The sequence below is a fragment of the Streptomyces sp. MBT53 genome, from assembly GCF_016654115.1.
GTDB lineage: Bacteria > Actinomycetota > Actinomycetes > Streptomycetales > Streptomycetaceae > Streptomyces.
Genome location: NZ_JAEQAZ010000147.1, coordinates 26,376 through 51,315 on the forward strand (window position 1 = coordinate 26,376; position 24,940 = coordinate 51,315).

Below are 24,940 nucleotides of genomic sequence, written 5' to 3' on the forward strand. Positions count from 1 at the left end.
AGGGGACGGGAGCCGCGAAATGTCAGATGTGCCTGAAGTTCCGCCCGAAGTGACCGCACCGGTGGTGACCCCGGTCCGCGTCGTCATCGCGGTGTGCCTGTTCGCACCCTTCGTGGCACTGCTCTGGGTCGGCTCCTACGCCAAGACGGACCCCGCGTTCATCGGCATCCCGTTCTTCTACTGGTACCAGATGCTGTGGGTGCTGATCTCGACGGCGCTGACCATGACCGCCTACAAGCTCTGGCAGCGCGACCAGCGCGCCCGTCATGGAGGTAACCGGTGAACGACGGCGTGAACGGCGTCGCTCTCGGCGTCTTCATCTTCTTCTTCCTGGCCGTCACGGTCCTGGGCTTCCTGGCCGCGCGCTGGCGCCGGGCCGACAACGAGCACAGCCTCGACGAATGGGGCCTGGGCGGACGGTCGTTCGGCACCTGGGTCACCTGGTTCCTGCTCGGCGGCGACCTCTACACCGCGTACACGTTCGTCGCCGTCCCCGCGGCGGTCTACGCGGCGGGCGCGGCCGGCTTCTTCGCGGTGCCGTACACGATCCTGGTGTACCCCCTGATCTTCACGTTCCTGCCCCGCCTCTGGTCGGTGTCGCACAAGCACGGATACGTGACGACGTCCGACTTCGTGCGCGGCCGCTTCGGCTCCAAGAGCCTCTCGCTGGCGGTGGCGGTCACCGGCATCCTCGCGACGATGCCGTACATCGCGCTCCAACTGGTCGGCATCCAGGCCGTGTTGGACGTCATGGGCGTGGGCGGCAGCGCCAACTCCAACTGGTTCGTGAAGGATCTGCCGCTGCTGATCGCGTTCGCCGTGCTGGCCGCGTACACCTACTCGTCCGGCCTGCGCGCCCCCGCGCTGATCGCGTTCGTGAAGGACGGCCTGATCTACATCGTCATCACCGTGGCGATCATCTACATCCCGATCAAGCTCGGCGGCTTCGACGACATCTTCAGCGCGGCGGGAGCCAAGTTCAAGGCGGCGGGAGCGGGCGGACTCGTCCCCGCCCCGGCCGGCCAATGGACGTACGCCACGCTGGCGTTGGGCTCGGCACTCGCCCTCTTCATGTACCCCCACTCGATCACGGCGACGCTCTCCTCCAAGAGCCGCAACGTGATCCGCCGCAACACCACGATCCTGCCGCTGTATTCACTGATGCTGGGCCTGCTGGCGCTGCTCGGCTTCATGGCGATCGCGGCGGGCGTCAAGGTCACCAACGGCCAACTCGCCATCCCGCAGCTCTTCGAGAACATGTTCCCGGACTGGTTCGCGGGCGTGGCCTTCGCGGCGATCGGCATCGGAGCGCTCGTCCCCGCCGCCATCATGTCCATCGCGGCGGCGAACCTCTTCACCCGCAACATCTACAAGGACTTCATCAACCCGGCCGCGACCCCGGCCCAGGAGACCAAGGTCTCCAAACTGGTCTCCCTCCTGGTGAAGGTCGGCGCCCTGGCCTTCGTCCTGACGATGGACAAGACAGTGGCCATCAACTTCCAGCTCCTGGGCGGCATCTGGATCCTCCAGACCTTCCCGTCCCTGGTGGGCGGCCTCTTCACCCGCTGGTTCCACCGCTGGGCCCTCCTGGCGGGCTGGGCGGTGGGCATGCTCTACGGCACCCTCGCGGCCTACGGCGTCGCCTCTCCGACCCAGGACCACTTCGGCGGCTCGTCCAAGGAGATCCCGGGGATCGGCGAGATCGGCTACATCGGTCTGACGGCGTTCGTCCTGAACGTGGCGGTGACGGTGGTCCTGACGTTCATCCTGAAGGCGGCGAAGGCCCCGGAGGGCGTGGACGAGACAAGCCCGGCGGACTACACGGCGGACGCGGGCGACCCGGGGGTGGAGGTGGAGCTGCCTCCGGCGACTGCCGGCGCCGCTCACTAACCCCACCCAGGGGCGCGGCGAACTGTGCGCCCAGCCACAACGAACCCGCAGCGGGCCGCCGACAGCAAGAAAAACGGCGGCCCGTTGTCGTACACACTCATCCCCATGAACATCCTCATCCGCCCAGCAGACCCCACCGAATACGAAGACCTAGGCGAGATCACAGCCCAGGCGTACCTACAGGACGGCCTCCTCGACTTCGGCGAAAGCGACGAATACCTGGGCGAGTTGAGAGCCGTAGCGAAACGAGCCGCCGCAGCGGACGTCCTCGTAGCCGTCGAGAACGACCACCTCCTCGGCGGAGTGACCTTCGTCCCGTCCGGCGGCCCCATGGCAGACATCGCGCGACAAGGCGAGGCCGAGATCCGCATGCTGGCGATCGCCCGCGAGGCCCGCGGCAAGGGCGCCGGCGAGGCCCTCGTCCGCGCCTGCATCGACCGCGCACGGGCCACCGCGGGCTGCACGGCCATCGTCCTGTCGACCCAGCGCACCATGCGTGCCGCCCACCGCATCTACGAACGCCTCGGTTTCACCCGCACCCCGGAGCGCGACTGGAACCCCCTGCCGGAGCTGGACGAGATCACTCTCCTCACTTACAAGTTGACGCTCTGAAACAGCCGCGACACAACATCTGGGGGTGCCACGACAGCCCGGCACAAGATGTATGCTCATGCTCGCTGTCGCCGCAGGGGAATCCGGTGCGAATCCGGAACTGTCCCGCAACGGTGTACTTGCGTGCATATGCACGCCTGGTCAGTCCGAGGACCTGCCGACGGCGCGCCCGGCCACCCGGTCAGGGCGCATGACGTCCGGGCCTCGTGGAGTGGGCCGGTGGACGCGACGCCCCGTGCGCTCGTGAGCTGCCGCCTGCCCTCCGCAAGGCCCCGTGCCGAGCGAGGGAGAGCCCCACCGTGACCATCGCGCCAGCAGAGCCGGCATCAGCGATCCAGGCGAACGAGGCGATCGCGACCGGAACCGACATGCCGGGAACCACCGTTCCCGGAGCCGACGGTCCCGGTGCCGCGATCCTGCGGACCCTGACCGAGCTGACCGCCGACCTTCCCGACGCCGACCCCGGCCGGGTCGCCGCCGCCACGTTGCGCGGCCGGTCCGCGCACGCGGACGAGACGGAACTGCGCGAACTGGCCACGGAGGCCGCCGCCGGCCTCATCTCCGAGGACCCGGTCTACTCCCGTCTCGCCGCCCGGTTGTTGACGATCAATATCGCCGCCGAGGCCGCCTCCCAGGGCGTCACGACGTTCACCGAGTCCGTCGCCGTGGGCCACCGCGAGGGCCTGATCGCGGACCGCACCGCCGACTTCGTGACCCTCCACGCGGCCCGCCTCGACGCGCTGATCGACACCGAGGGCGACGACCGCTTCGGCTACTTCGGCCTACGCACACTCCACAGCCGCTACCTCCTCCGGCACCCGATCACCCGCAAGGTCATCGAGACGCCCCAGCACTTCATGCTGCGCGTGGCGGCCGGTCTCGCGGAGGACGACAGCACCCGCGCCCTGGACGAAGTAGCCGCGCTCTACCGCCTGATGAGCCGCCTCGACTACCTCCCCTCCTCCCCCACCCTCTTCAACTCCGGCACCCGGCACCCACAGATGTCGTCCTGCTACCTCCTCGACTCCCCGCTGGACGAGCTGGACTCCATCTACGACCGCTACCACCAGGTCGCCCGCCTCTCGAAGCACGCGGGTGGCATCGGACTCTCGTACTCCCGTATCCGCAGCCGCGGTTCGCTGATCCGGGGCACGAACGGGCACTCCAACGGCATCGTCCCGTTCCTGAAGACGCTGGACGCCTCGGTCGCCGCGGTGAACCAGGGCGGGCGGCGCAAGGGTGCCGCCGCGGTGTACCTGGAGACCTGGCACTCCGACATCGAGGAGTTCCTGGAGCTGCGGGACAACACCGGTGAGGACGCCCGCCGTACGCACAACCTGAACCTGGCGCACTGGATCCCGGACGAGTTCATGCGCCGGGTGAACGAGGACGGCACCTGGTCGCTGTTCTCGCCGGCCGACGTGCCCGAGCTGGTCGACCTGTGGGGCGACGAGTTCGACGCGGCCTACCGCAAGGCCGAGGCAGCGGGCCTCGCGAAGAAGACCATCCCGGCCCGCGACCTCTACGGCCGCATGATGCGCACCCTCGCGCAGACCGGCAACGGCTGGATGACCTTCAAGGACGCGGCCAACCGCACCGCCAACCAGACGGCCGAGCCGGGCCACACCGTCCACTCCTCGAACCTCTGCACGGAGATCCTGGAGGTCACGGACGACGGCGAGACGGCGGTCTGCAATCTGGGCTCGGTGAATCTGGGCGCGTTCGTGGTCGAGGGTGACATCGACTGGGAGCGGCTGGACGAGACCGTCCGCACCGCCGTCACCTTCCTCGACCGGGTCGTGGACATCAACTTCTACCCGACCGAGCAGGCGGGCCGTTCCAACGCCCGCTGGCGCCCGGTCGGTCTGGGCGCGATGGGCCTCCAGGACGTGTTCTTCAAACTCCGCGTCCCCTTCGACTCCCCCCAGGCGCAGGCCCTTTCGACCCGGATCGCCGAGCGCATCATGCTCGCCGCGTACGAGGCCTCCGCCGACCTCGCCGAGCGCAACGGCCCGCTGCCGGCCTGGGAGAAGACCCGTACGGCCCGGGGCGTTCTGCACCCCGACCACTACGACGTGGAACTCACCTGGCCGGAGCGCTGGGCCGCGCTGCGGGAACGTATCGCCCAAGTCGGCATGCGCAACAGCCTGTTGCTGGCGATCGCGCCCACCGCCACCATCGCGTCCATCGCGGGTGTCTACGAGTGCATCGAGCCGCAGGTCTCGAACCTCTTCAAGCGCGAGACGCTGTCCGGCGAGTTCCTCCAGGTCAACTCGTACCTGGTGAACGAGCTGAAGCAGCTCGGCGTGTGGGACGCCCGCACCCGGGAGGCGCTGCGGGACGCCAACGGCTCGGTGCAGGCGTTCAGTTGGATCCCGGCCGAGGTCCGTGCCCTGTACCGCACGGCCTGGGAGATCCCGCAGCGCGGCCTGATCGACATGGCCGCCGCCCGCACCCCGTTCCTGGACCAGTCCCAGTCCCTGAACCTGTTCCTGGAGACGCCGACGATCGGCAAGCTCTCCTCGATGTACGCGTACGCCTGGAAGCAGGGCCTGAAGACGACGTACTACCTGCGCTCCCGCCCGGCGACCCGCATCGCCCGCGCGGCCCAGGCCCAACCCACCGTCCCCGTACAGCAGTTGACGCCCGACGAAGACGCGGTCGCCTGCTCCCTGGAAAACCCCGAGTCCTGCGAGGCCTGCCAGTAATGCCCACCCGTCGCCCGACCACCGCCCCTGAAGGACAGCGCTTCGCGCCGACAGATATGACTGCCAAGAACCTTCTCGACCCGGGCTTCGAGCTGACCCTCCGCCCCATGCGCTACCCGGACTTCTACGAGCGCTACCGGGACGCGATCAAGAACACCTGGACCGTCGAGGAGGTCGACCTCCACTCGGACGTCGCCGACCTCGCGAAGCTGACGCCGGGCGAGCAGCACATGATCGGGCGGCTGGTCGCGTTCTTCGCGACGGGCGACTCGATCGTGGCGAACAACCTCGTGCTGACGCTGTACAAGCACATCAACTCCCCCGAGGCGCGGCTGTACTTGAGCCGTCAGCTCTTCGAGGAGGCCGTGCACGTCCAGTTCTATCTGACGCTGCTCGACACCTACCTCCCGGACCCGGAGGACAGGGCGGCCGCCTTCGACGCGGTGGAGAACATCCCCTCCATCCGCGAGAAGGCCGAGTTCTGCTTCAAGTGGATCAACGAGGTCGAGAAGCTGGACAGCCTCCAGACCCAGGCCGACCGCCGCCGCTTCCTCCTCAACCTGATCTGCTTCGCCGCGTGCATCGAGGGCCTGTTCTTCTACGGCGCGTTCGCGTACGTCTACTGGTTCCGCAGCCGGGGTCTCCTGCACGGTCTGGCCACCGGCACCAACTGGGTGTTCCGCGACGAGACGATGCACATGTCCTTCGCGTTCGAGGTGGTCGACACCGTCCGCAAGGAGGAGCCGGAGCTGTTCGACGACCAGCTCCAGCAGGAGGTGACCGACATGCTGCGCGAAGCCGTCGAGGCGGAGCTGCAGTTCGGGCGCGACCTGTGCGGTGAGGGCCTGCCGGGCATGAACACCGACTCGATGCGCCAGTACCTGGAGTGCGTCGCCGACCAGCGCCTCCAGCGGCTGGGCTTCGCCCCGGTGTACGGGTCCGAGAACCCCTTCTCCTTCATGGAGTTGCAGGGTGTGCAGGAGCTGACCAACTTCTTCGAGCGCCGCCCGTCGGCGTACCAGGTGGCCGTGGAGGGCACGGTCGACCTGGACGAGGACTTCTAACTCCGCTTATCTGCCTCTTACTTCGCGGACGGCCCATGGAGCTTCCATGGGCCGTCCATGGAGTTTCTATGGGGCGGCAAAGTTCTTGAGGGGTATCTGTTCGCGGTCGTGCCGCCCCGGCTACGTTCTGCCCGTCCTGTCCATGTCATGCACAACGGCATCACAGAACGTTCCAAGTGTCATGCCCATGACGACGTTCAACGCCGCCGCTACGCGCGTCACAGGCCTGCCACCACGCCGAGGAACCCCACTCCAATCGACTCGACGGAGGCAGTACCCCCATGCGTGAGAAGCCCAGACGAAGCCTGCGAAGACTACTGAGCGCCGCCGTACCCGCCCTCGCCCTGAGCGTCTTCGGCCTGGTGGCCGCTACGCCCGCCGGTGCGCAGACCGTCCCCCACGCCACCACCCAGTCCGCCCAGGTCTCCAAGGTCACCCAGAACGCCAAGGCCCTGACCGCCCCCGCGGCCCAGGCCGTCCACTCGACCGGCAAGGCCGGGCAGAAGGTGCCGACCGAGCACCTGTGCGCGAAGGCGGCCCCCGGTTCGGCGGCCTGTTTCGCCCAGCGGCGCACCGACATCAAGCAGCAGCTCGCCGCCGCCGTGCACCCGGACGCCGCCGCCGCGGTCTCCGGCCTCAGCCCGGCCAACCTGCACAGCGCGTACGCGCTGCCCTCGACCGGCGGTTCCGGCCTGACGGTCGCGGTGGTCGACGCGTACAACGACCCCAACGCGGCCTCCGACCTGGCCACTTACCGCTCGAACTTCGGCCTGTCGGCCTGCACGGTGGCCAGCGGCTGCTTCAAGCAGGTCAGCCAGACCGGCTCGACCACCTCCCTGCCGACGAACGACACCGGCTGGGCGGGCGAGGAAGCGCTCGACATCGACATGGTCAGCGCGGTCTGCCCGAACTGCAACATCATTCTGGTGGAGGCCAGTTCGGCCACCGACTCCGACCTCGGCACCGCCGAGAACGAGGCCGTCGCCCTGGGCGCGAAGTTCGTCTCCAACAGCTGGGGCGGCTCCGAGTCCTCCTCGCAGACCTCCGAGGACACCTCGTACTTCAAGCACCCGGGTGTCGCGATCACCGTCTCCTCCGGTGACGAGGCCTACGGCGCCGAGTACCCGGCAACCTCCCAGTACGTGACCGCAGTCGGCGGCACGGCCCTGTCCACCTCCTCCAACACCCGCGGCTGGACCGAGTCCGTCTGGAAGACCAGCTCCACCGAGGGCACCGGCTCCGGCTGCTCCGCCTACGACGCGAAGCCGAGCTGGCAGACCGACACGGGCTGCACCAAGCGCATGGAGGCCGACGTCTCCGCCGTCGCCGACCCCGCCACCGGCGTGGCCGTCTACGACACCTACGGCGGCTCCGGCTGGGCGGTCTACGGCGGCACCAGCGCCTCCTCCCCGATCATCGCGGGCGTCTACGCGCTGGCCGGCACCCCCAGTTCCAGTGACTACCCGGCGAAGTACCCCTACTCCCACACCAGCAACCTGTACGACGTCACGAGCGGCAACAACGGCTCCTGCTCGACGAGTTACTTCTGCACCGCGGGCACCGGCTACGACGGCCCGACCGGCTGGGGCACCCCGGACGGCACCGCCGCCTTCACCGCCGGCACCACGACCGGCAACACGGTGACCGTCACCAACCCGGGCAGCCAGTCCACCGCGACCGGTTCCACGGCCAGCCTCCAGATCTCGGCCACCGACAGCGCGAGCGCGACCCTCACCTACAGCGCGAGCGGACTGCCGACCGGTCTGTCGATCAGCAGCTCGACCGGGCTGATCTCCGGCACCGCGTCCACCGCCGGCACCTACGCCGTGACGGTGACCGCGACCGACTCCACCGGCGCCTCCGGCTCGGCCTCCTTCACCTGGACGGTCAGCACCTCCGGCGGCGGTTCCTGCACCTCGACCCAGCTGCTCGGCAACCCGGGCTTCGAGTCGGGCAACACCACCTGGACCGCGAGCAGCGGTGTCATCACCAACTCCAGCAGTGAGGCCGCCCGCACCGGCTCCTACAAGGCCTGGCTCGACGGCTACGGCTCGACCCACACCGACACGCTGTCCCAGTCGGTGACGATCCCGAGCGGCTGCACCGGCACGACCTTCACCTTCTACCTGCACGTCGACACCGCGGAGACCACCACCAGCACGGCGTACGACAAGCTGACGGTCACCGCCGGATCGACCACCCTGGCCACGTACTCCAACCTCAACGCGGCCACCGGTTATGTTGCGAAGTCCTTCAGCCTGTCGGCCTTCGCCGGTACCACGGTCACGCTGAAGTTCAGCGGGGTCGAGGACTCCTCGCTCCAGACCAGCTTCGTTCTCGACGACACCGCCGTGACGACCAGCTGACCTCCTCATGAGCTGAGCCCCGGCCGTCTCGCAGCGGCCGGGGCTCTGTCATGTCCACGAATACTTCACTTCTCACGGCGGATCCGGATGCGTCCGTGACACGTCAAAGGAGCAAGGAGGCCCCCCATGCGCCGATCCATCCTCGCTCCGTCCCTCGCCGTAGCCGCCCTGGCACTCGCCCTCACGGGCTGCGGCGGCACGAAGTCCGACACCGGCAGCAACAGCGTGTCGCCGTCCTCGTCCCCCACACCGAGCAAGAGCAGGTCGGCCTGTACGTCGAAGGAGACGCTCGCCTCCACCGACGACAATGGCACGTTCTGTCTGACGACCGGCAGCACGGTCCGGATCCTGCTGGACGGGACGGCGTCCCGGCCGTGGGCCCAGGTCAAGACCGCGGGCAGCGGCCTGGAGGCCACCAACAGCGGGATCCTGATCCGGCCCGGCGACGCGAGCAACGCGTTCAAGGCGGTCTCGGCCGGGACCGTGAAGCTCACGTCGTCCCGGCCGCTGTGTGCGACCGCTCCGCACAAGATCTCCTGCAAGGGCATTCAGGAGTGGTCGGTCACCGTCGTGGTGACGACGTCATGATCCGGTGGGCGGTCCGGATCTGACGGTCGATGCGCCGCTCGTGCGCGATGCCGAGCAGCGACGGGAAGGCCACGGCGACGAGGATGCCGAGGACGGTCAGTAGGGCGATGAGGTTGTCCATGGCTGCGTTCATAGACACCAGTGTCGCGACTTACGCTCCTTACCGTGAGTGGCAGTACTGCCGTACACCCTCGATTTACTGCCAGATCCGGCGCACACTAACAGCATGCTGAAAAACGTGGCCGTGGTCCTGCTCGACGGAGTCCATCCCTTCGAACTCGGCGTCGTCTGCGAGGTGTTCGGCCTCGATCGCAGCGACGAGGGTCTGCCGGTCTACGACTTCGCGGTCGCCTCGGCCGAGGGGCCGACGCTCGCCACCCACGCGGGCTTCTCGCTGGCGGTCCAGCACGGGCTCGAGCGGCTGGAGAGCGCGGACCTGATCGCCGTACCGGCGGGTGCGACCTACGCGGCGCGGGAGTATCCGGAGGAGCTGCTCGACGCGCTGCGGCGGGCCGTGGACCGGGGTGCCCGGGTGCTCAGCGTCTGCTCGGGGGTGTTCGTGCTGGCCGCCGCCGGGCTGCTGGACGGGCGGCGGTGCGCGGTGCACTGGCATCACGCCGAGCTGCTGGCCCGGCGGTATCCGAAGATCGTCGTGGAGCCGGACGTGCTGTACGTCGACGCGGGCCCGGTGATCACCTCGGCGGGCACCGCGGCCGGTATCGACGCCTGTCTGCACATCGTGCGCACGGAGCAGGGGCCCGAGGTCGCCAACGCCATCGCCCGGCGGATGGTCGTACCGCCGCACCGCGACGGCGGGCAGGCCCAGTACATCGAGCGGCCGTTGCCGCGCTCGCAGTGCGACACGGTGGGCGAGGTGCTGGTGTGGATGGCGGAGCACCTCGACCAGGAGGTCACCGTCGAACAGCTCGCCGCCCGCGCCCACATGTCACCGCGGACCTTCGCCCGCCGCTTCCAGCAGGAGACCGGGACCACGCCGTACCGCTGGATCCTGCGTCAACGGGTGCTGCTGGCGCAGCAGTTGCTGGAGGGGACGGACGAGACGATGGACGCGATCGCCTGGCGCACCGGCTTCGGCACCGCGCCGGCGCTGCGCCACCAGTTCGTCCGCGCCCTGGGCACCACCCCGAACGCCTACCGGCGCACGTTCAGGGGCCCGGAAGCCGCCTGAACGCACGCCTCTCGTCTCACCTGGGGATCGGCCTGAGCATCAGCCGGTGCGGATGGAGGGTGATGCCGACGCGGGTGGTGTCGTAGGAGCCGGACACCAGCTCGAAGCGGTACTTCGCCGCCACCGCCGCCGTGAACAGGCTCAGCAGGGCCATCGAGAAGTGGTCGCTGGGACACTTCCGGTTGCCCACGTTGAACGGGCTCATGGCGAACTTCGGTACGTCCTTGGACCGTTCCGGAAGCCAGCGGTCGGGGTCGAACTCCAGGTTGTGCGCATACGACCGCGGGTCGCGCTGGATCGCGTAGGGGCTGTAGATGATGTCGGCCCCGGCCGGAATCCGATAGCCGCCCAGTTCGGTGTCGGTGACCGCCCGCCGCGTCAATATCCATACGGCGGGCCACAGGCGCAGTGTCTCGACGAGGACATTGTTGGTGTGGGTGAGCGCGCGGACGTCGTCGAATGCCACCGGGCGTCCGCCCGTCACGGATTCAACTTCCGCACATACCTTGTCGGTGTGTTCCGGGTGCTCGGTCAGGACTTGGAGCAGCGACATGATCGTGGACGCCACGGTTTCACTTCCGGGGGTGAGGATCGCGACGACCTGGTCGTGGATCTCCTGTTCCCCGATCGGCTCGCCATTCTCGTCGGTCGCCTCCAGCAGCGCTGTCAGCAAATCGTCCGGCTTTTGACCAGATGCCCGGCGTTCGGCGACGATCTCGTCGACGAGGAGATGCAAATCGGCCAGCGCCCGGTCGAATTCGCGGTTGGCCGGAAGGGGCAGCCGGTAGAGCGGTCCGGCCGGGACGACCATCCGCCGGTACATGCCCCGGAAGACGGTGGCGAGGGCGGCGCACAGCCGCTCGGCGCGCTCGTCCATGAAGTCGCCGCGCAGCAGACAGCGGGCCGCGATCCGCACGGCGACCCGGAAGGCCTCGGAGGTGCAGTCGATCGTCCCGCCGTGCTGCCAGCGCTCGGTGAGGGCGTGCACCTCCTCCTCGATGATCGGCCCGTAGCCGGGTATCGCGTCGAGCCGGAACGCGGGCTGGATGATGCGCCGTTGGCGCCGGTGGGTGGGTCCGTTGGCGGTGGCCACCCCCTCCTTGCCGAGCAGTCCCTCCAGGGACTCCCACAGCGGGCCCGCGATGATGTAGTCGGGGCTCAGCGCGACCGCCCCGGTGAGGGCCGGCGCGGTGACGGCGTACACCGTCTTGGGGCCGAGGCGAAGTCGTACGACGTCACCGTGGTCGCGCAGCCGGGCCATGAAGGCCAGCGGGTCGCGGACCAGTTTCCAGCCGTGGCCGAGCAGCGGGACTCCGCCGCCCGCGACGGGCGGCTCCAGCGGTTCCGGCGCCTCGGGGGGCGCGGGCTTCACAGACTCGACGGTCATTTCTCACCTGCCGCTTCGTTGTTGACGTACGGGGGTGTGGACCGGTCGTCCCAGCTGTCGACCATGTAACGGCCGGACTCGTGGTGGAACCAGTAGACGGAACTGAACCAGTTCCGCATATTGCCGAGACAGGACCGCACGGCGGCGCTCAATTCCATTCCGCGTACGGTGCCGTCGTCGAGGCGGTCGGCGAGCCGTAAGGTCTCCTGTTCCGCGACGAGGAAATCGGCGATGCATTCCTCGACGCGGCGCCTTATTTCGGCGACCGCTTCCTCAAGAGTCAGCCCCTCGTGTTTGATGAGGCTGATTCCGAGATTGTGGACCTCGTCGCCCGCGATTTCCTTGGGCAGCGAGCAGAGGTCGTTGTACCAGGCGGCGAATTCCTGGCTGAGCAGTGCCGCCCGCCGAAATCCCGGGTGTTTCCTCACCGCGTCCGGGAGTTCACAGTCCGCGCTCGTCTCCAGCAGATCCGTCCAGATCCAGTGCGCGAAGGTGAGCCGGCGCAGTGCGAGATATTCCTCGACCGTGGGAATGATCCCCTCGGAGCGATTGCGGAATTCCCGGTCGTAGGCCTCGATCACGGCGTGGAAGTGCCGGGCGAACCGCGCGTTCCAGGTGGCCGGGAGGAACGAGTAGATCCGCAACACGCTGTCGGCGAACCCGGCGACCAGGGGATCCGGGTGAAGCAGGTGGTGGCGTGGTGAGTCCAGCGCCGCGTGCAAGCGGAACCGCAGCCGCCGCCAGGCGTCGGGCCGGCCGTACACGATGTCCCGGTCATGGCGGTCGTCCCAGACGAAGAACCACGCGCTGTAGTCCGCTATCGCCTGGAGCACCTCGTCCGGTGCGCCCAAGTAGTACCCGGCCATCAAGTCCGTGTAGCAAAGACCGTCGGCATATTCGCGTACCTTGTCCGCCGGCATCAGACGCTTTTCCAGCAGCCAGACGCGTGTCTTCTCCTGGAGCCTCGGCCAATACGGATGCAGTCGCCGGGGAAACGCCGCCTCGATCACCGGGAGAGAGAGCGATGGTGGAACCGCGATCGCCGTCGCTGCCGACGTCGATGCCGTTGTGGTGCTGTACGAGAAAGCAGGCACGAACAAACCCCTCTCAGCAGCCAGTTGCACACGCCCCTCCCGCTGTGCCGGGCGTGCGCCGTTGCGTATCCCCGCACTTCCCATTCAGCACCACAACTGACCGTTCTGGGAACGGATTTGCTCCCTTCACTACCCCCAAGTGCCGAGAATCCATCCTTGTGTGACTGATTCTGGATCACTACAAGAGCAGAAACGATCGAATGTGCGACGGACATGCGAACGGCGCCTGGTCAGGGAGGTGCACCTGAACAGACGCCGTACGTAAGGGGGTTGTGATCGTCCCTGGGACTCCCTGGGACTCGCCGGGGCTCAGTCGTTGGCGACCACGGCGTAGCGGGGCTCGTTCTCGGCCATCTGCCGCAGCGCGTCCTTGCGGTCGCGCTTGGAGAGCCGGTCGATGTAGAGGTAGCCGTAGAGGTGGTCGGTCTCGTGCTGCAGACACCGGGCGAAGTAGCCGGTGCCGCGGACCTTGATCGGGTTGCCGCGCTCGTCCTGCCCGGTCACCTCGGCGTAGTCGGGCCGCGCGAGCGGCGCATACGCGGTCGGCACGGACAGACACCCCTCGTTGCTCTCGTCCAGGTGCCGCTTGTCGGCGGGCAGATCGACCAGCTTGGGATTGCAGACGACACCGACGTGCCGCTTGCCCTCGTCGTCCTGGCAGTCGTAGACGAAGACCTTCAGGCTCACGCCGATCTGGTTGGCGGCGAGGCCGACACCCTCGGCGGTGCGCTGCGAGGCGAACATGTCCGCCACCAGCGTCTCCAGCTCCGCGCCGAACTCGGTGACGTCCGCGCACTCCTTGTGCAGCACCGGATTCCCGACGACCGTGATCGCCCGCGAGGTCCCCCGCTCCCGCCAGGCCGCCTCACGCTCCTCGGTCCCCTCGGTGTCGACGACAAACCCCTCGTCGTCCACGGGAAGCACGCCCACGTGCTGCTGATCGGTGTCCTGCTGCGCCATGCCGACGAACGCCTTCCTGAAAACCAAGGGGGGTGAGTTGCTGATACAGGGTACGTGGAGTTCGTTCAGGGGCGCGGGGCTGTGCATATGTGCGGCTCCGCCGCGCGGGCGCGACCAGCGACAACGCCCTGTCTTTCAGGGCGCGGGGAACTGCGCGACCAGCCACAACGGACCCGCAGCGACCCACCGGCCTCAGCAGACCTCTTCCAAATCCCGCCAGTCCCTCGAATCCGGGCTGTCGGCAACCCACCCGTCCAACAGCCCCCTCACGAGCGACGCGGGGGCCGCAAGCCCACACTCCCGCTCCGGCACCCACAGCTGCCCATCCGTCCGATGCCCCAGCGGCCCAGGATGCCCCGGCTCACTGTGATCGTGCGGATCGAGATGCTCCCCGTCACCCTCGTCGGACGGCATCCGCGACTCCGAACACATCCGGCACAGCAACCGCACCGAGGACGACCAGTCCTCCGCCGCGAACCCGGCGTCCGCCGCCAACTGCTCCAGCGCATCCCGGTCGGCCTCGGCGGCAGCTTCGAGCAGCACCACCCACGTGGGCACGGGCGACGGCGCCCACAGCTCGATCTCGTCGAAGACCGGGTAGGAGTGCCCGGCCGCGGTCGTCCGCTCGCCGTGCGGCACCCCGTCGTGCAGGACGACCTCACCCCAGCGTCGCCCGGACGAGGGAAGCGGAATGGACAGCACCTCGATCCGCGCCGGATCCAGCCGCCGCCCCCACACCACCTCGGCCTCGCCCTCGGGAGAGAGCCGTACGGCCGCGCTGCCGAGGTCCATCCCGGCCGGTTCGCCCGCCGCGGTGACCCCGCCCGGCACCCGCAGCCCGTACGCCTGCCAGGCCCGCCGGGCCAGCGGCCAGTCCTGGAGGGCGGTGGCCGCGATGCCCACGTTCCACCAGTCGGGCGCGCCGGCCTCCCGCTCCAGCAGCGCGACCGCGCGGAGCCCGGCCGCCCGGGCCTGCTCCCAGTCGTGCGGGCCTGCTCCCAGTCGTGCCGGAACTTGTGCAGGAGGGCGAGGTTGAACCAGGACTCGGACAGCCAGGGTTCAAGATCGGCGGCACGTGTCAGCAACGCGCCCGCGTCCTCGTAGCGACCGTCGCCGATCAGCGTGAACGCGCGGTCTGTGGCCTGCCGCCAGGAGGCGGAGGGCCGGTGCCGTCCCTTGCCGAAGATCCTCACGATTCCCGCCTGCCAGTTCCGTTCGTTGGGCTGGCTCTGCCCCCGGACACCCTCTTCTTCGCATCCAACCACGTACGGCTGGGAGGGCGCTCATTACCCATGGGTTACCCAGCCGAGGGCAAGGTCAGACAGCCACGGGAGAGCACCCGGGCCAGCGCTTCCACGACCTCGGGAGCGTAGTCCCCGGCGGTCCCGAGGCGCAGCTCCTCCAGCGCCTGGAGGGGCCCGCCGGGGCCGCCTGCCCGGGTTTTCTCCTCGTACGCGTTCACGGCCCGCACGATCCGCGCCGAGACGGGCTGCTCCCGGCACGGGTCGGCCTGCCGCTCCACGACGGCCGCCACCTGAGGACTCACCCCGGTCTGCCGTACGACGGCCCCGCCGAGCAGTGCTATCCGCCGCTGCTCGGCCACGGGGAGTACGGCGGTGGCGCCGGCCGGTACCGGGTCGACGAGGCTGAGCTGGCCGATGTCGTGCATCAGGGCTGCGTACTCCAGGACGGTGAGGTCGGGTTCGGACAGTCCCATGTCCCGCCCGACCGCCTGACAGAGCGCGGCGACCCGGCGGGCGTGCCCGGCCGGGGTGTACCCGGCGATCTCGGTGGAGCGGGCGAGGGAGGTGATGGTCTGCCGGTAGGTGTCCCGTACGGCCGCGTACCGGCGGAAGGACAGCTGGGTCAGCAGCAGCGGCACGGAGAAGACGGGCAGCGCCCACAGCCCCACGACGGCGACCGCGAGCGCCATCACCGCGCCGGTCGCGCAGACGGCCGACCCGATGCCGAGCATCCCGCGCAGCTCGTCCCGCAGCAGCGGCCCGAACGGCCAGCGGGTGCGGGAGTGCGCGAGGGCCGCGGCGAGCACGGCGTCGCAGAGCGCGGTGAGGGAGAGCAGCGCGAGCAGGAGGAGGGCGTAGGCGGGGCCGCCCCAGTGGCCGAACACCCCTTGGTTGTAAAGGGGTTGGAAGCAGACGGCGGCGAAGCCGACGGTCAGGATCCGGCGTGCCAGGTGGTCGGGGGTCCCGCTCTGCCCGCGCGCGATGTGCGGCACGCAGCCGACCAGCGCGGCGACAGCGACCACGGTGACGACCTGGAAGACGCCGTGATGAGTGGGGTGGCCGGCGTTCGTACCGAGGAGGGCGTAGGAGAGGGCGCCGGCGGCGCCGAGACCGGCGGTGCTGTTGCCGTTCCAGCGGCTCAACTCGCCTACGGCGACGAGGAGTCCGAAGGCGAGGGCGACTCCGCGTTCTTCGAGGCCGGTCCAGAGGGTGTGGGTGAGGGCGGTGGTGGCGAGGAGGGCGGCGGAGGTGTGGATGAGAGTGAGGGGCAGGAGGTTGCGGCGCCGCGTCATCGGTGTACTCCCGGCCGGCTCGGGACCGGCGCGGGCGGCGGCACGAGGTCGGCGGGCTCGTCCGCGGTGACTGCGGGCCGCCAGCCGTACTTGCCGAGGGCCAGCATCAGCGCGGCCACCATGCGCGGATCGAACTGTGCCCCCGCACACCGCTCCAGCTCCGCCAGAGCTGCCGGAACCGGCCGGGCCCGCCGGTAGGACCGAGTCGACGTCATCGCGTCGAAGGCGTCGGCGACAGCGACCACCCGCGCGGACTCCGGGATCTGACCGCCCAGCAGCCCGTAGGGATAGCCGCTGCCGTCCAGCCGTTCGTGATGGTGCAGGACGGCCGCACGCGCCTCCCCCAGGAAGCCGATGCCCCGCACGATCTCGTGTCCGTACTCGGGATGCAGTTCGATGACCCGCCGCTCCTCGGGGGTGAGCGGCCCGTCCTTGCGCAGCAGGCGCGTGGGCACGCCCAGCTTCCCCACGTCGTGCAGGATCCCGGCGAAGCGCAGCACCTCCACCCGGGAGTCGTCCATCCCCAGCTCCCGCGCGATCATCATCGACGCCTGTCCGACCCGCTCACTGTGCCCGCGGGTGTACCCGTCCTTGATGTCGACGGCCTGGACGAGGGCGCGGATGGTGGCCTGGTGGGCGGCGTGCTCCCGGTGGTACTGGGCGAACACCCACCAGGACACCCCCATCGGCAGCAGCACGAGCAGCGCGGCGACCGGGCCGTAGGGGCTGCGCCACAGGACGGCCATCATCAGCCCGGCGAGCCCGTGGACGCCGATGGGCGCCAGGGACCGTAGAAAGAGACCGCGCCAGGCCCGTCGTAGCGGCATGCGTTCGGCCAGCGCGAGGATCCCGCCGTCGAGGACGGTCAGGGCCAGGCAGAAGGCGAGGACGGCGGCGAGGGCGGGCAGCAGGGCGTAGGGGAAGTCGGAGGCGACGACCGCGTTCCGGCCGCCCAGCGCCCAGTGGACGCGGCCGGCGGCCCACACGGCGAGCGCGAGCTGCGCGGCCCGCCAGCTGCGCCGCAGCCAGGGCGGGCCCTCGTCGACGTGGGAGAAGAGCGCGCCCGGCAGCGGTACGAGCGCGGCGGCGGGCGGGGGCAGGAGGAAGGCGGCGGCGAGCAGCACCGGGTAGAAGGTGCCCGCGAACCGGCGCCGGGCGATCTGCTCGCAGCCGGCGTAGAGGGCCGCCAACAGCGCGACCGCCCACCAGGGTGCGTGGACGGCCGGCAGCGGGAGGAGGCAGAACAGGGCGCCCGCGACGACACAGAGGACGTACGCACGTGCCCGTGCCGGTGTCGCCTCCATGGCTGACGCCCTTCCCCCCGACCATGCCTGTCCAGGCCGAGGAGCCTAGGGCGATCAGGGGGAGGCAGCGGGCGTATCACCCGGGGATTAGCACATTCGAGTGACGACAGCCCGTTCAGGACTCCTGCGGAGAGGCCGTCACATCATGCTCGGGCACGACCTGCCCGGACCGGATCATCTCCAGGCGTCCCATCACCTTGGAGCGGAGGTCCGACGGCACGTCGTCCTGCCCGCAGCACCGCTTCACGAGCTTCTTCACGGCCTGCTCCAGGCCGTACTTCTCCAGGCACGGCGAGCACTCCTCGAAGTGCACCTCGAACTTGGTGCAGTCCGCGTCCGGCATCTCCCGGTCCAGGAACTCATAAAGATGCGCGAGGACCTCACTGCAGTCCGTCTCGTGATCGTCACCGCAGCTCATGAGCCCGAGCCTTTCGCTTCGTTCGACTCCCCGGCACCGGCCGGGACAAGTCCGCGGTCACGCGCGTAGTCCTCGAGCATGCCGCGCAGTTGACGGCGGCCCCGGTGCAGCCGGGACATCACCGTACCGATGGGTGTCCCCATGATGTCCGCGATCTCCTTGTACGCAAAGCCCTCTACGTCCGCGAGATACACGGCGATACGGAATTCCTCCGGGATGGCCTGGAGGGCTTCCTTCACATCCGAGTCGGGCAGGTGGTCGAGCGCCTGCGACTCGGCGGAGCGCAGACCCGTGGACATGTGCGACTCGGCACGCGCCAGCTGCCAGTCCTCGATCTCCTCGGCCGCGGAGCGCTGGGGTTCGCGCTGCTTCTTGCGGTACGAGTTGATGAACGTGTTGGTGAGGATCCGGTACAGCCACGCCTTGAGGTTGGTGCCCTCCCGGAACTGGTGGAAGGACGCGTACGCCTTGGCATACGTCTCCTGCACCAGGTCCTCGGCGTCGGCCGGATTGCGGGTCATGCGCAGCGCGGCCGAGTACATCTGGTCGAGGAATTCGAGCGCGTCCCGCTCGAAGCGCGCACTGCGCTCCGTCGTGGACTCCGTGCTCGTGCCCTGGCCCTCGGGCTGCTCCGCCTGGCCGTGTTCGGTCCCTGCGTCGGTACCGGGAACCGGACCCACCTCCTCAAGATTCCGGGCAGCACCGAAGCCGATGCCACCAGAATCGGAGGATAGACGACGATCCGGTCCGCCCGCCGCCCCAATAGGGGTGGCCTTGGTCGCGTGCAGCACCGACCAGTCCAGGTCAGGGCGGCTGCTACGGGCCGGGCAGAAGGTCGAACCCATGCGGAGGACTTCCTTTCTACGACTCTCTGTGCTCGGCACAACAGTGGTAAGGGTCCCGGCATTCCCGCCCATCACCCGAGTGTTCGAGTCCACTCCACCACGCGCCCCGTGATGATCTCCAGCGCCTCCTCCTGACCGATCTCCGCCCGCTTCGGCACCGCGAAACCGTGATCGCCGTACGGCACCTCGACCAGCTCGAAGTCGCCCTCCGGGAACTCCGCCGGTTTCCCGAAGGGGTCGTTGCCACCCTGCACGACAAGCGTGGGCACCCCGGCGCCGAGCAACTCGTCGGCCCGCGACTTCTCCGGCTTCCCGGGCGGGTGCAGCGGGAAGCTCAGGGCGAGGACGGCGGCGGCGCCCAGCTCCGTCGCCGTACGACAGGCCACGCGAGCGCCCGCGCTACGGCCCCCGGAGACCACCGGCAGCCCCGGCTTCGCGACCGCCGGCCAGATCCCCCGCCAGCCGATGTCGAGCGTCTTGGGCGCGGACGCCACCTTCTTCCCCGCCACCCGCCACGGCTGCTCGACCAGCGCGACGGTCACCCCGTGCGCGGGAAGTGCGGCGGCGAGAGCCTGAAGATCCCGCGCCTCGATGCCACCGCCGGCCCCATGACTGACGGCGAGGACGAGCCGGGCCTTCTTCGCCGGGTGCCAGGTGATGCGGGCGGTCCCCGCGTCGGTCTCAATGATCTCGCTGGAAATGATCTCGCTCACGCTAGAAGAGTGTGCCCTCCTCGGGCCCCTCCAGCTCCTTCAGCAGCTCCGGCCCGTTGTTGCGGACGTTGCTGACGGCCGTGGACACCGGGTAGGCACGCATCAGCCCGGCGGGCGGCGGGGCGAGCAGCTCGCGCAGCTCGTCGGGGTCGGTACGGGCCGGGTCGAGCCAGGAGTCCCAGCGGTCCGGGGTGAGCATCAGCGGCATCCGGGGGTGGATGTCGGCGAGCGCGTACGGCCCGTCGGCGGGGGCGACCGCGAGCGGGGTCGTCTCCGCCTCGGTGGTGATCACCGAGCAGGTGACCCACCAGGACAGCGGATGGTCGTCGGGCAGCGTCCGGTCCCGCCAGAACTCGTACAGCCCGGCCATCGCGAACACCGACCCGTCGGCGGGCAGCACGAAGTACGGCTGCTTCCGTTGCCGCTTCTTCTTCCCCTCGACCTCCAGCTCCCGCTCGTCCTTGGCGGTGACCCACTCGTAGTAGCCGTCGGCGGGGATGATGCAGCGCCGGGCGGCGAAGGCGCGACGGTACGACGGCTTCTCGTGCACGGTCTCCGCGCGGGCGTTGATCATCCGCGCCCCGCCCTCGGGGGTCTTCGACCAGCTCGGCACGAGTCCCCACTTGAGCTTCCGCAGCTGCCGAACCGGCTCCGGGCTGTCCGCGTCCTTAAGTGGACGGTCGAGGACTGCATAGACCTCTTTGGTCGGGGCCACGTTGTAGTCGGGGGCCAGAACCTCCTCGGGCTCCCACTTCTCGATCTCAAAGACTCCTGCGAGATCCTCGGGCCCACGACTAGCTGCATACCGTCCGCACATACGTGCCAGACTGCCAGATTCGACTAGACCCACGGGAGCTACCGCCGCCAATGGACAGCACCGCAATCGCCTCGATACCCGCCCTCTGGGACGAGGTCTTCGGCAGCCAGCCCGACCCGGATCTGTGGGTGGTGATCGCCACCCTGGTCGCCGCGCTCGCGGTGGTCGTCCCGCACGGACTCTGGCGCGTCTCCCGCAACGCCATCACCATCGCCCACGAGGGCGGCCACGGCCTGGTGGCCCTCCTCACCGGCCGCCAGCTCACCGGCATCCGCCTCCACTCCGACACCAGCGGGCTCACGGTCAGCCGCGGCAAGCCGCACGGCCTCGGCATGATCCTCACGGCAGCGGCCGGCTACACCGCTCCCCCGCTCCTGGGCCTGGGCGGCGCCGCCCTCCTGGCCGCCGGCCACATCACCCTCCTCCTGTGGCTGTCGACCCTGCTGCTCATCGCCATGCTGGTGATGATCCGCAACGCGTACGGCGCCCTGACGGTGATCCTGAGCGGCGCGGCCTTCCTCCTGGTGTCCTGGCTGACCGGTCCCCAGGTGCAGGCGGCGTTCGCTTACGCGGTGGTGTGGTTCTTGTTGTTGGGTGGGGTACGACCGGCTTTCGAGCTCCAGGCGAAGAGGTCGAGGGGCGGTGCGGGCGACTCGGACGCGGACCAGTTGGCACGCCTGACGCACGTACCGGCGGGCTTGTGGCTGTTCCTCTTCCACCTGGTGTCGCTGTGCTCGCTGATAGGTGGGGGGCGCTGGCTTCTGGAGCTATGACGCGCCCCCGAAGGGGGCAGGCTTCAGGGGCGCGGGGCTGTATCTATTTGCGGCTCCGCCGCGCGGGCGCGACCAGCCCCAACGGCGCAGCACCCGAAAGACGGCCTACTTATACAGTGGGTCACATGGCCCCGAACAACGACCAACCCGCCCTCTGGCCCGCCCCCCACGCGCGCGGAGCCGTCGACGCGACGGTCCACGTCCCCGGGTCCAAGTCCGTCACCAACCGCGCGCTCGTCCTGGCCGCCCTCGCCAGCGAACCGGGCTGGCTCCGCCGCCCCCTCCGCTCCCGCGACACCCTCCTCATGGCAGGCGCCCTGCGCGCGATGGGCGTGGGCATCGAGGAGGGCGTGGGCACGGAGAAGGGCTCCGGCGAGTTCTGGCGGGTCATCCCGTCGGGCCTGCACGGCCCGGCCACGGTGGACGTCGGCAACGCGGGCACCGTGATGCGCTTCCTCCCCCCGGTCGCCGCGCTCGCCGACGGCCCCATCCGCTTCGACGGCGACCCGAGGTCGTACGAACGCCCCCTGAACGGCGTCATCGACGCCCTGCGCGTACTCGGCGCCCGCATCGACGACGACGGCCGGGGCGCGCTGCCCCTGACCGTGCACGGCGGAGGCGCGCTGGACGGCGGCCCGGTGGAGATCGACGCGTCGTCCTCGTCGCAGTTCGTGAGCGCCCTCCTGCTCTCGGGCCCGCGCTTCAACATGGGCGTCGAGGTCCGCCACACCGGCTCCTCCCTCCCCTCCATGCCCCACATCCGCATGACCGTCGACATGCTCCGCGCGGTCGGCGCCCAGGTGGACACCCCGGAGTCGGGCGGCGAGCCGAACGTCTGGCGGGTGACCCCGGGCGCGCTGCTGGGCCGGGACCTGACCATCGAGCCGGATCTGTCGAACGCGCAGCCGTTCCTCGCGGCGGCGCTGGTCGCCGGTGGCAAGGTCGTCGTACCGGACTGGCCGTCCCGTACGACCCAGCCCGGTGACCGGCTGCGGGAGATCTTCACCGAGATGGGTGGTTCCTGCGAACTCACCGAGTACGGGCTGGAGTTCACCGGTTCGGGTGCGATCCACGGTATCGACGTGGACCTGAGTGAGGTCGGCGAGCTGACCCCCGGCATCGCGGCTGTCGCCGCCCTCGCGGACTCCCCGTCCACGCTCCGGGGCGTCTCCCACCTGCGCCTGCACGAGACGGACCGGCTGGCCGCGCTCACCAAGGAGATCAACGAGCTGGGCGGCGATGTGACCGAGACCGCCGACGGTCTCCACATCCGCCCGCGCCGCCTGCACGGCGGGATCTTCCACACCTACGAGGACCACCGGATGGCGACGGCCGGGGCGATCATCGGCCTCGCGGTCGAGGGTGTGCAGATCGAGAACGTGGCGACGACCGCCAAGACGCTTCCGGACTTCCCCGATCTGTGGGCCGGGATGCTCGGGAGCGATGGGGCGTAGGGGACTCACGCCATGCGCCGCTACGGCAAGAACACCGACGAGGACGACATCCGCCAGCGCCCGAACCGCAAGGGCAACCGGCCGCGTACGAACATCCGCCCCAAGCACGAGGAAGCGGTCGAGGGCATGGTCCTCACCGTCGACCGCGGCCGGCTGACCTGCCTGGTCGAGGACCGGGTCGTGATGGCGGTCAAGGCCCGCGAACTGGGCCGGAAGGCGGCGGTGGTCGGCGACCGGGTCGGCATCATCGGTGACCTGTCGGGCGACAAGGACACCCTCGCCCGCATCATCCGCATCGAGCCGCGCACCTCCGTGCTGCGCCGCACGGCCGACGACGACGACCCGTACGAGCGCGTGGTCGTCGCCAACGCCGACCAGCTCGCCATCGTCACCGCCCTCGCCGACCCCGAGCCGCGCCCCCGCCTCATCGACCGCTGTCTGGTCGCGGCCTACGACGGCGGCCTCGACCCGCTGCTCGTGCTGACCAAGTCCGACCTGGCGTCACCGGACCAACTCCTTGAGCTGTACGGCGCGTTGGGCGTGCCGTATGTCGTGACGAGCCGCGAAGAGCTGGAGAACGGCAGCGCGGTGGAGCGGGTCCGCAAGCAGCTCGACGGCAAGATCACCGCGTTCGTCGGGCACTCCGGTGTCGGCAAGACGACCCTCGTGAACGCGCTGGTCTCGCTGGAGCGGCGGCGCAGCACCGGCATCGTCAACGCCGTGACCGGCCGCGGCCGGCACACCACGACCTCGGCGCGCGCGATCCCGCTGCCGGACGACTCCGGCTGGGTCGTCGACACCCCGGGCGTGCGTTCCTTCGGCCTGCACCACGTGGACCCGTCCCGGGTCATCAAGGCCTTCCCCGACCTGGAACCCGGCACGGTCGACTGCCCGCGCGCGTGCAGCCACGACGAGCCGGACTGCGCCCTGGACCAGTGGGTGGCCGACGGCCACGCGGACCCGCAGCGGCTGTACTCGCTGCGCCGGTTGTTGGCCACCCGTGAGCGAACAGACGGCGACTGATCGCCGTCTGACCACCGCGTGTTTGTGGGGGCTCAAGTTCGGTAAGTGCATAATCGCACCGAGCCGGACAAACGGGAGGACAGCACATGGCGTGGCTGCTGGTTGTCGTGGCCGGAATTCTGGAGACCGGGTTCGCCGTGTGCCTGAAGCTGTCCCACGGCTTCACGCGGCTGTGGCCGACGGTCGCCTTCTGCGCCTTCGCCCTGGGCAGCTTCGGTCTCCTCACCCTCTCGCTGCGGAAGCTCGACGTGGGCCCGGCCTACGCCGTGTGGACCGGCATCGGCGCGGCCGGTACCGCGATCTACGGCATGGTCTTCCTCGGCGACCTGGTGTCGACGCTGAAGCTCGTGTCGATCAGCTTCGTCATCGTGGGCGTGATCGGACTCCAGCTGTCCGGTTCCGCGCACTGAAGTTATTTGGCGCCCAGCGCACTCCGTACGAGTTCGCCGACGCCGCCTTCTCCCGGTGGCGCCGCCACACACGACAGCGCGAGCCGCACGACGAGTTCGCAGGAGCGGGCCAGGTCGGCGGTGTCCGGCCTGGCGGCCCCGGGTCCGACGAGCGCGGCCACGGCACGGTCGCGGACGACGGCCACGAAGTCGCCGGGCGAGGGCAGCGGCCCGTCGGCCCGGCGCTGTGCCGGTACGGCGGAGGAGGACGGCACGGCGGACAGGGTGGGCGAGGGCAGCCGTTCGCTCCAGCAGCCGGTGAGCATCGCCCGCACCAGCGCGTTCTCGCGGGCCGCCGACGTGGTCCACTCGGCGGTCGCGGTCAGCCGCTCGCGGGCGTCGGCATGCGCGCCGAGGGCCCGGTCCACGCCGACGAGATAGCCGTCGGCCTCCCTTCTGACCAGCGCCCGCGCGAGCCCGTCCTTGCTGCCGAACTCGTTGTACAGCGTCTGCCGGGACACTCCGGCCGCGGCGGCCACGTCCACCATGCGCACGGTGGACCACGACCTGCGTGCCAGCGCCGTATAGGCGGCGTCCAACAGGGATTCCCGCGCTGCAGGCATCATTCGCCTCCCGGGGACGAGCGGCTCTGCGCCCAGATTTGACGCGCACGGGAGCACTGTCAAGGGTTCGCGGCTGCGCCGGGGGGCGCACTTCGGCCATTGCGCGCGGGAGTTGGGGCGGAGGTTCTCCCTTGGTGGTCTCCTCCGGGTCCCTCACCTCACGTTTCGCCCACCGGACCCTGTAGCC

Annotated in this window: 23 protein-coding genes, 1 pseudogene and 1 riboswitch; of the genes and pseudogenes, 12 read left to right on the top strand and 12 right to left on the bottom strand. The window is 69.6% G+C overall.

Going from position 1 to position 24,940, the window contains the following annotated elements; all coding sequences use genetic code 11:
- The first annotated feature begins 19 nt into the window (after nucleotides 1-19).
- From JHN45_RS37345 to JHN45_RS37375, 7 genes are all read left to right on the top strand, one after another.
- Nucleotides 20-283 (top strand): DUF3311 domain-containing protein, encoded by a 264-nt coding sequence (locus JHN45_RS37345; protein WP_200710812.1) that lies wholly within the window; start codon nucleotides 20-22, stop codon nucleotides 281-283.
- Nucleotides 280-1,890, top strand: a complete 1,611-nt coding sequence (gene mctP, locus JHN45_RS37350; protein WP_201053993.1) for a monocarboxylate uptake permease MctP — start codon at nucleotides 280-282, stop codon at nucleotides 1,888-1,890. Before JHN45_RS37345 ends, mctP begins: the two co-directional genes overlap by 4 nt.
- 105 nt (nucleotides 1,891-1,995) lie before the next feature.
- Entirely contained in the window at nucleotides 1,996-2,502 is a 507-nt protein-coding gene (locus JHN45_RS37355; RefSeq protein WP_201053996.1) for a GNAT family N-acetyltransferase, read from the top strand.
- A gap of 77 nt (nucleotides 2,503-2,579) precedes the next feature.
- A riboswitch (cobalamin riboswitch) is annotated at nucleotides 2,580-2,657 on the top strand.
- A 144-nt stretch (nucleotides 2,658-2,801) separates the two neighbouring features.
- The gene (locus JHN45_RS37360) at nucleotides 2,802-5,210 is read left to right on the top strand and encodes a ribonucleoside-diphosphate reductase subunit alpha (RefSeq protein WP_374195664.1); all 2,409 of its coding nucleotides are present in this window, start codon (nucleotides 2,802-2,804) and stop codon (nucleotides 5,208-5,210) included.
- 56 nt (nucleotides 5,211-5,266) lie between these two features.
- Nucleotides 5,267-6,274 (top strand): ribonucleotide-diphosphate reductase subunit beta, encoded by a 1,008-nt coding sequence (locus JHN45_RS37365; RefSeq protein ID WP_200710815.1) that lies wholly within the window; start codon nucleotides 5,267-5,269, stop codon nucleotides 6,272-6,274.
- 281 nt (nucleotides 6,275-6,555) lie between these two features.
- A complete protein-coding gene (locus JHN45_RS37370) occupies nucleotides 6,556-8,640 on the top strand; it encodes a putative Ig domain-containing protein (protein ID WP_201054004.1) in 2,085 nt (694 codons plus the stop codon).
- Between the two features lie 126 nt (nucleotides 8,641-8,766).
- Nucleotides 8,767-9,228 carry a hypothetical protein gene (locus JHN45_RS37375; RefSeq protein WP_200710817.1) on the top strand — a complete coding sequence of 154 codons (462 nt, stop codon included), beginning with the start codon at nucleotides 8,767-8,769 and terminating at the stop codon, nucleotides 9,226-9,228.
- On the opposite strand, the gene JHN45_RS37380 is transcribed toward JHN45_RS37375, so the two are convergent.
- Nucleotides 9,203-9,361, bottom strand: a complete 159-nt coding sequence (locus tag JHN45_RS37380; protein WP_200710818.1) for a hypothetical protein — start codon at nucleotides 9,359-9,361, stop codon at nucleotides 9,203-9,205. The genes JHN45_RS37375 and JHN45_RS37380 overlap by 26 nt on opposite strands.
- Nucleotides 9,362-9,454: 93 nt before the next feature.
- On the opposite strand from JHN45_RS37380, the gene JHN45_RS37385 reads away from it, so the two are divergent.
- Nucleotides 9,455-10,417 (top strand): GlxA family transcriptional regulator, encoded by a 963-nt coding sequence (locus tag JHN45_RS37385; protein WP_200710819.1) that lies wholly within the window; start codon nucleotides 9,455-9,457, stop codon nucleotides 10,415-10,417.
- Nucleotides 10,418-10,433: 16 nt separating this feature from the next.
- Here the strand turns inward: JHN45_RS37385 and JHN45_RS37390 are convergent, their stop codons facing one another.
- The 10 genes and pseudogenes from JHN45_RS37390 to JHN45_RS37435 all read right to left on the bottom strand — a co-directional run bounded on the left by JHN45_RS37390 (nucleotide 10,434) and on the right by JHN45_RS37435 (nucleotide 20,491).
- Nucleotides 10,434-11,804 (bottom strand): cytochrome P450, encoded by a 1,371-nt coding sequence (locus tag JHN45_RS37390; RefSeq protein WP_201054012.1) that lies wholly within the window; start codon nucleotides 11,802-11,804, stop codon nucleotides 10,434-10,436.
- The gene (gene cyc1 / locus JHN45_RS37395; protein ID WP_201054014.1) at nucleotides 11,801-12,898 is read right to left on the bottom strand and encodes an epi-isozizaene synthase; all 1,098 of its coding nucleotides are present in this window, start codon (nucleotides 12,896-12,898) and stop codon (nucleotides 11,801-11,803) included. Before cyc1 ends, JHN45_RS37390 begins: the two co-directional genes overlap by 4 nt.
- 309 nt (nucleotides 12,899-13,207) lie before the next feature.
- A complete protein-coding gene (gene def / locus JHN45_RS37400; protein ID WP_200710822.1) occupies nucleotides 13,208-13,858 on the bottom strand; it encodes a peptide deformylase in 651 nt (216 codons plus the stop codon).
- A gap of 192 nt (nucleotides 13,859-14,050) precedes the next feature.
- Nucleotides 14,051-15,051 (bottom strand): annotated as a pseudogene (locus JHN45_RS37405) (tetratricopeptide repeat protein).
- 104 nt (nucleotides 15,052-15,155) lie between these two features.
- Nucleotides 15,156-16,394: an HD-GYP domain-containing protein gene (locus JHN45_RS37410; RefSeq protein ID WP_201054019.1), complete on the bottom strand. Its 1,239-nt coding sequence runs from the start codon at nucleotides 16,392-16,394 to the stop codon at nucleotides 15,156-15,158.
- The gene (locus JHN45_RS37415; protein ID WP_201054021.1) at nucleotides 16,391-17,698 is read right to left on the bottom strand and encodes an HD-GYP domain-containing protein; all 1,308 of its coding nucleotides are present in this window, start codon (nucleotides 17,696-17,698) and stop codon (nucleotides 16,391-16,393) included. The genes JHN45_RS37410 and JHN45_RS37415 overlap by 4 nt, the downstream gene beginning before the upstream one ends.
- A 115-nt stretch (nucleotides 17,699-17,813) precedes the next feature.
- Nucleotides 17,814-18,116: a mycothiol system anti-sigma-R factor gene (rsrA, locus tag JHN45_RS37420; RefSeq protein ID WP_200710825.1), complete on the bottom strand. Its 303-nt coding sequence runs from the start codon at nucleotides 18,114-18,116 to the stop codon at nucleotides 17,814-17,816.
- Nucleotides 18,113-18,796, bottom strand: a complete 684-nt coding sequence (gene sigR / locus JHN45_RS37425) for an RNA polymerase sigma factor SigR (RefSeq protein WP_019058309.1) — start codon at nucleotides 18,794-18,796, stop codon at nucleotides 18,113-18,115. The genes rsrA and sigR overlap by 4 nt, the downstream gene beginning before the upstream one ends.
- Nucleotides 18,797-19,032: 236 nt before the next feature.
- Complete coding sequence (locus JHN45_RS37430; protein WP_201054044.1) at nucleotides 19,033-19,662, bottom strand: alpha/beta family hydrolase; 630 nt, start codon at nucleotides 19,660-19,662, stop codon at nucleotides 19,033-19,035.
- 13 nt (nucleotides 19,663-19,675) lie between these two features.
- A complete protein-coding gene (locus tag JHN45_RS37435; protein ID WP_200710826.1) occupies nucleotides 19,676-20,491 on the bottom strand; it encodes an SOS response-associated peptidase in 816 nt (271 codons plus the stop codon).
- A gap of 50 nt (nucleotides 20,492-20,541) precedes the next feature.
- On the opposite strand from JHN45_RS37435, the gene JHN45_RS37440 reads away from it, so the two are divergent.
- The 4 genes from JHN45_RS37440 (at nucleotide 20,542) to JHN45_RS37455 (ending at nucleotide 24,151) form a co-directional block, all read left to right on the top strand.
- Nucleotides 20,542-21,264, top strand: coding sequence for a M50 family metallopeptidase (locus JHN45_RS37440; RefSeq protein WP_200710827.1), 723 nt, complete (start codon nucleotides 20,542-20,544; stop codon nucleotides 21,262-21,264).
- 125 nt (nucleotides 21,265-21,389) lie between these two features.
- Entirely contained in the window at nucleotides 21,390-22,718 is a 1,329-nt protein-coding gene (gene aroA / locus JHN45_RS37445) for a 3-phosphoshikimate 1-carboxyvinyltransferase (protein ID WP_201054023.1), read from the top strand.
- A gap of 12 nt (nucleotides 22,719-22,730) precedes the next feature.
- The gene (rsgA, locus tag JHN45_RS37450) at nucleotides 22,731-23,741 is read left to right on the top strand and encodes a ribosome small subunit-dependent GTPase A (protein ID WP_200689025.1); all 1,011 of its coding nucleotides are present in this window, start codon (nucleotides 22,731-22,733) and stop codon (nucleotides 23,739-23,741) included.
- A gap of 86 nt (nucleotides 23,742-23,827) precedes the next feature.
- Nucleotides 23,828-24,151, top strand: a complete 324-nt coding sequence (locus JHN45_RS37455; RefSeq protein WP_200710829.1) for a multidrug efflux SMR transporter — start codon at nucleotides 23,828-23,830, stop codon at nucleotides 24,149-24,151.
- Between the two features lie 2 nt (nucleotides 24,152-24,153).
- Here JHN45_RS37455 and JHN45_RS37460 read toward each other — a convergent pair whose 3' ends face one another.
- Nucleotides 24,154-24,756: a TetR/AcrR family transcriptional regulator gene (locus JHN45_RS37460; RefSeq protein WP_200710830.1), complete on the bottom strand. Its 603-nt coding sequence runs from the start codon at nucleotides 24,754-24,756 to the stop codon at nucleotides 24,154-24,156.
- Between the last annotated feature and the right edge of the window lie 184 nt (nucleotides 24,757-24,940).

Excerpts from the sequence above, each read along its gene's own strand:
- JHN45_RS37345 (WP_200710812.1), top strand. The coding sequence starts at position 20 with ATGTCAGATGTGCCTGAAGTTCCGCCCGAAGTGACCGCACCGGTGGTG.
- JHN45_RS37355 (WP_201053996.1), top strand. The coding sequence starts at position 1,996 with ATGAACATCCTCATCCGCCCAGCAGACCCCACCGAATACGAAGACCTA.
- JHN45_RS37365 (WP_200710815.1), top strand. The coding sequence starts at position 5,267 with ATGACTGCCAAGAACCTTCTCGACCCGGGCTTCGAGCTGACCCTCCGC.
- JHN45_RS37370 (WP_201054004.1), top strand. The coding sequence starts at position 6,556 with ATGCGTGAGAAGCCCAGACGAAGCCTGCGAAGACTACTGAGCGCCGCC.
- JHN45_RS37375 (WP_200710817.1), top strand. The coding sequence starts at position 8,767 with ATGCGCCGATCCATCCTCGCTCCGTCCCTCGCCGTAGCCGCCCTGGCA.
- JHN45_RS37380 (WP_200710818.1), bottom strand. The coding sequence starts at position 9,361 with ATGAACGCAGCCATGGACAACCTCATCGCCCTACTGACCGTCCTCGGC.
- JHN45_RS37385 (WP_200710819.1), top strand. The coding sequence starts at position 9,455 with ATGCTGAAAAACGTGGCCGTGGTCCTGCTCGACGGAGTCCATCCCTTC.
- JHN45_RS37390 (WP_201054012.1), bottom strand. The coding sequence starts at position 11,804 with ATGACCGTCGAGTCTGTGAAGCCCGCGCCCCCCGAGGCGCCGGAACCG.
- def (WP_200710822.1), bottom strand. The coding sequence starts at position 13,858 with ATGGCGCAGCAGGACACCGATCAGCAGCACGTGGGCGTGCTTCCCGTG.
- JHN45_RS37410 (WP_201054019.1), bottom strand. The coding sequence starts at position 16,394 with ATGACGCGGCGCCGCAACCTCCTGCCCCTCACTCTCATCCACACCTCC.
- JHN45_RS37415 (WP_201054021.1), bottom strand. The coding sequence starts at position 17,698 with ATGGAGGCGACACCGGCACGGGCACGTGCGTACGTCCTCTGTGTCGTC.
- rsrA (WP_200710825.1), bottom strand. The coding sequence starts at position 18,116 with ATGAGCTGCGGTGACGATCACGAGACGGACTGCAGTGAGGTCCTCGCG.
- JHN45_RS37435 (WP_200710826.1), bottom strand. The coding sequence starts at position 20,491 with ATGTGCGGACGGTATGCAGCTAGTCGTGGGCCCGAGGATCTCGCAGGA.
- JHN45_RS37440 (WP_200710827.1), top strand. The coding sequence starts at position 20,542 with ATGGACAGCACCGCAATCGCCTCGATACCCGCCCTCTGGGACGAGGTC.
- aroA (WP_201054023.1), top strand. The coding sequence starts at position 21,390 with ATGGCCCCGAACAACGACCAACCCGCCCTCTGGCCCGCCCCCCACGCG.
- rsgA (WP_200689025.1), top strand. The coding sequence starts at position 22,731 with ATGCGCCGCTACGGCAAGAACACCGACGAGGACGACATCCGCCAGCGC.
- JHN45_RS37455 (WP_200710829.1), top strand. The coding sequence starts at position 23,828 with ATGGCGTGGCTGCTGGTTGTCGTGGCCGGAATTCTGGAGACCGGGTTC.
- JHN45_RS37460 (WP_200710830.1), bottom strand. The coding sequence starts at position 24,756 with ATGATGCCTGCAGCGCGGGAATCCCTGTTGGACGCCGCCTATACGGCG.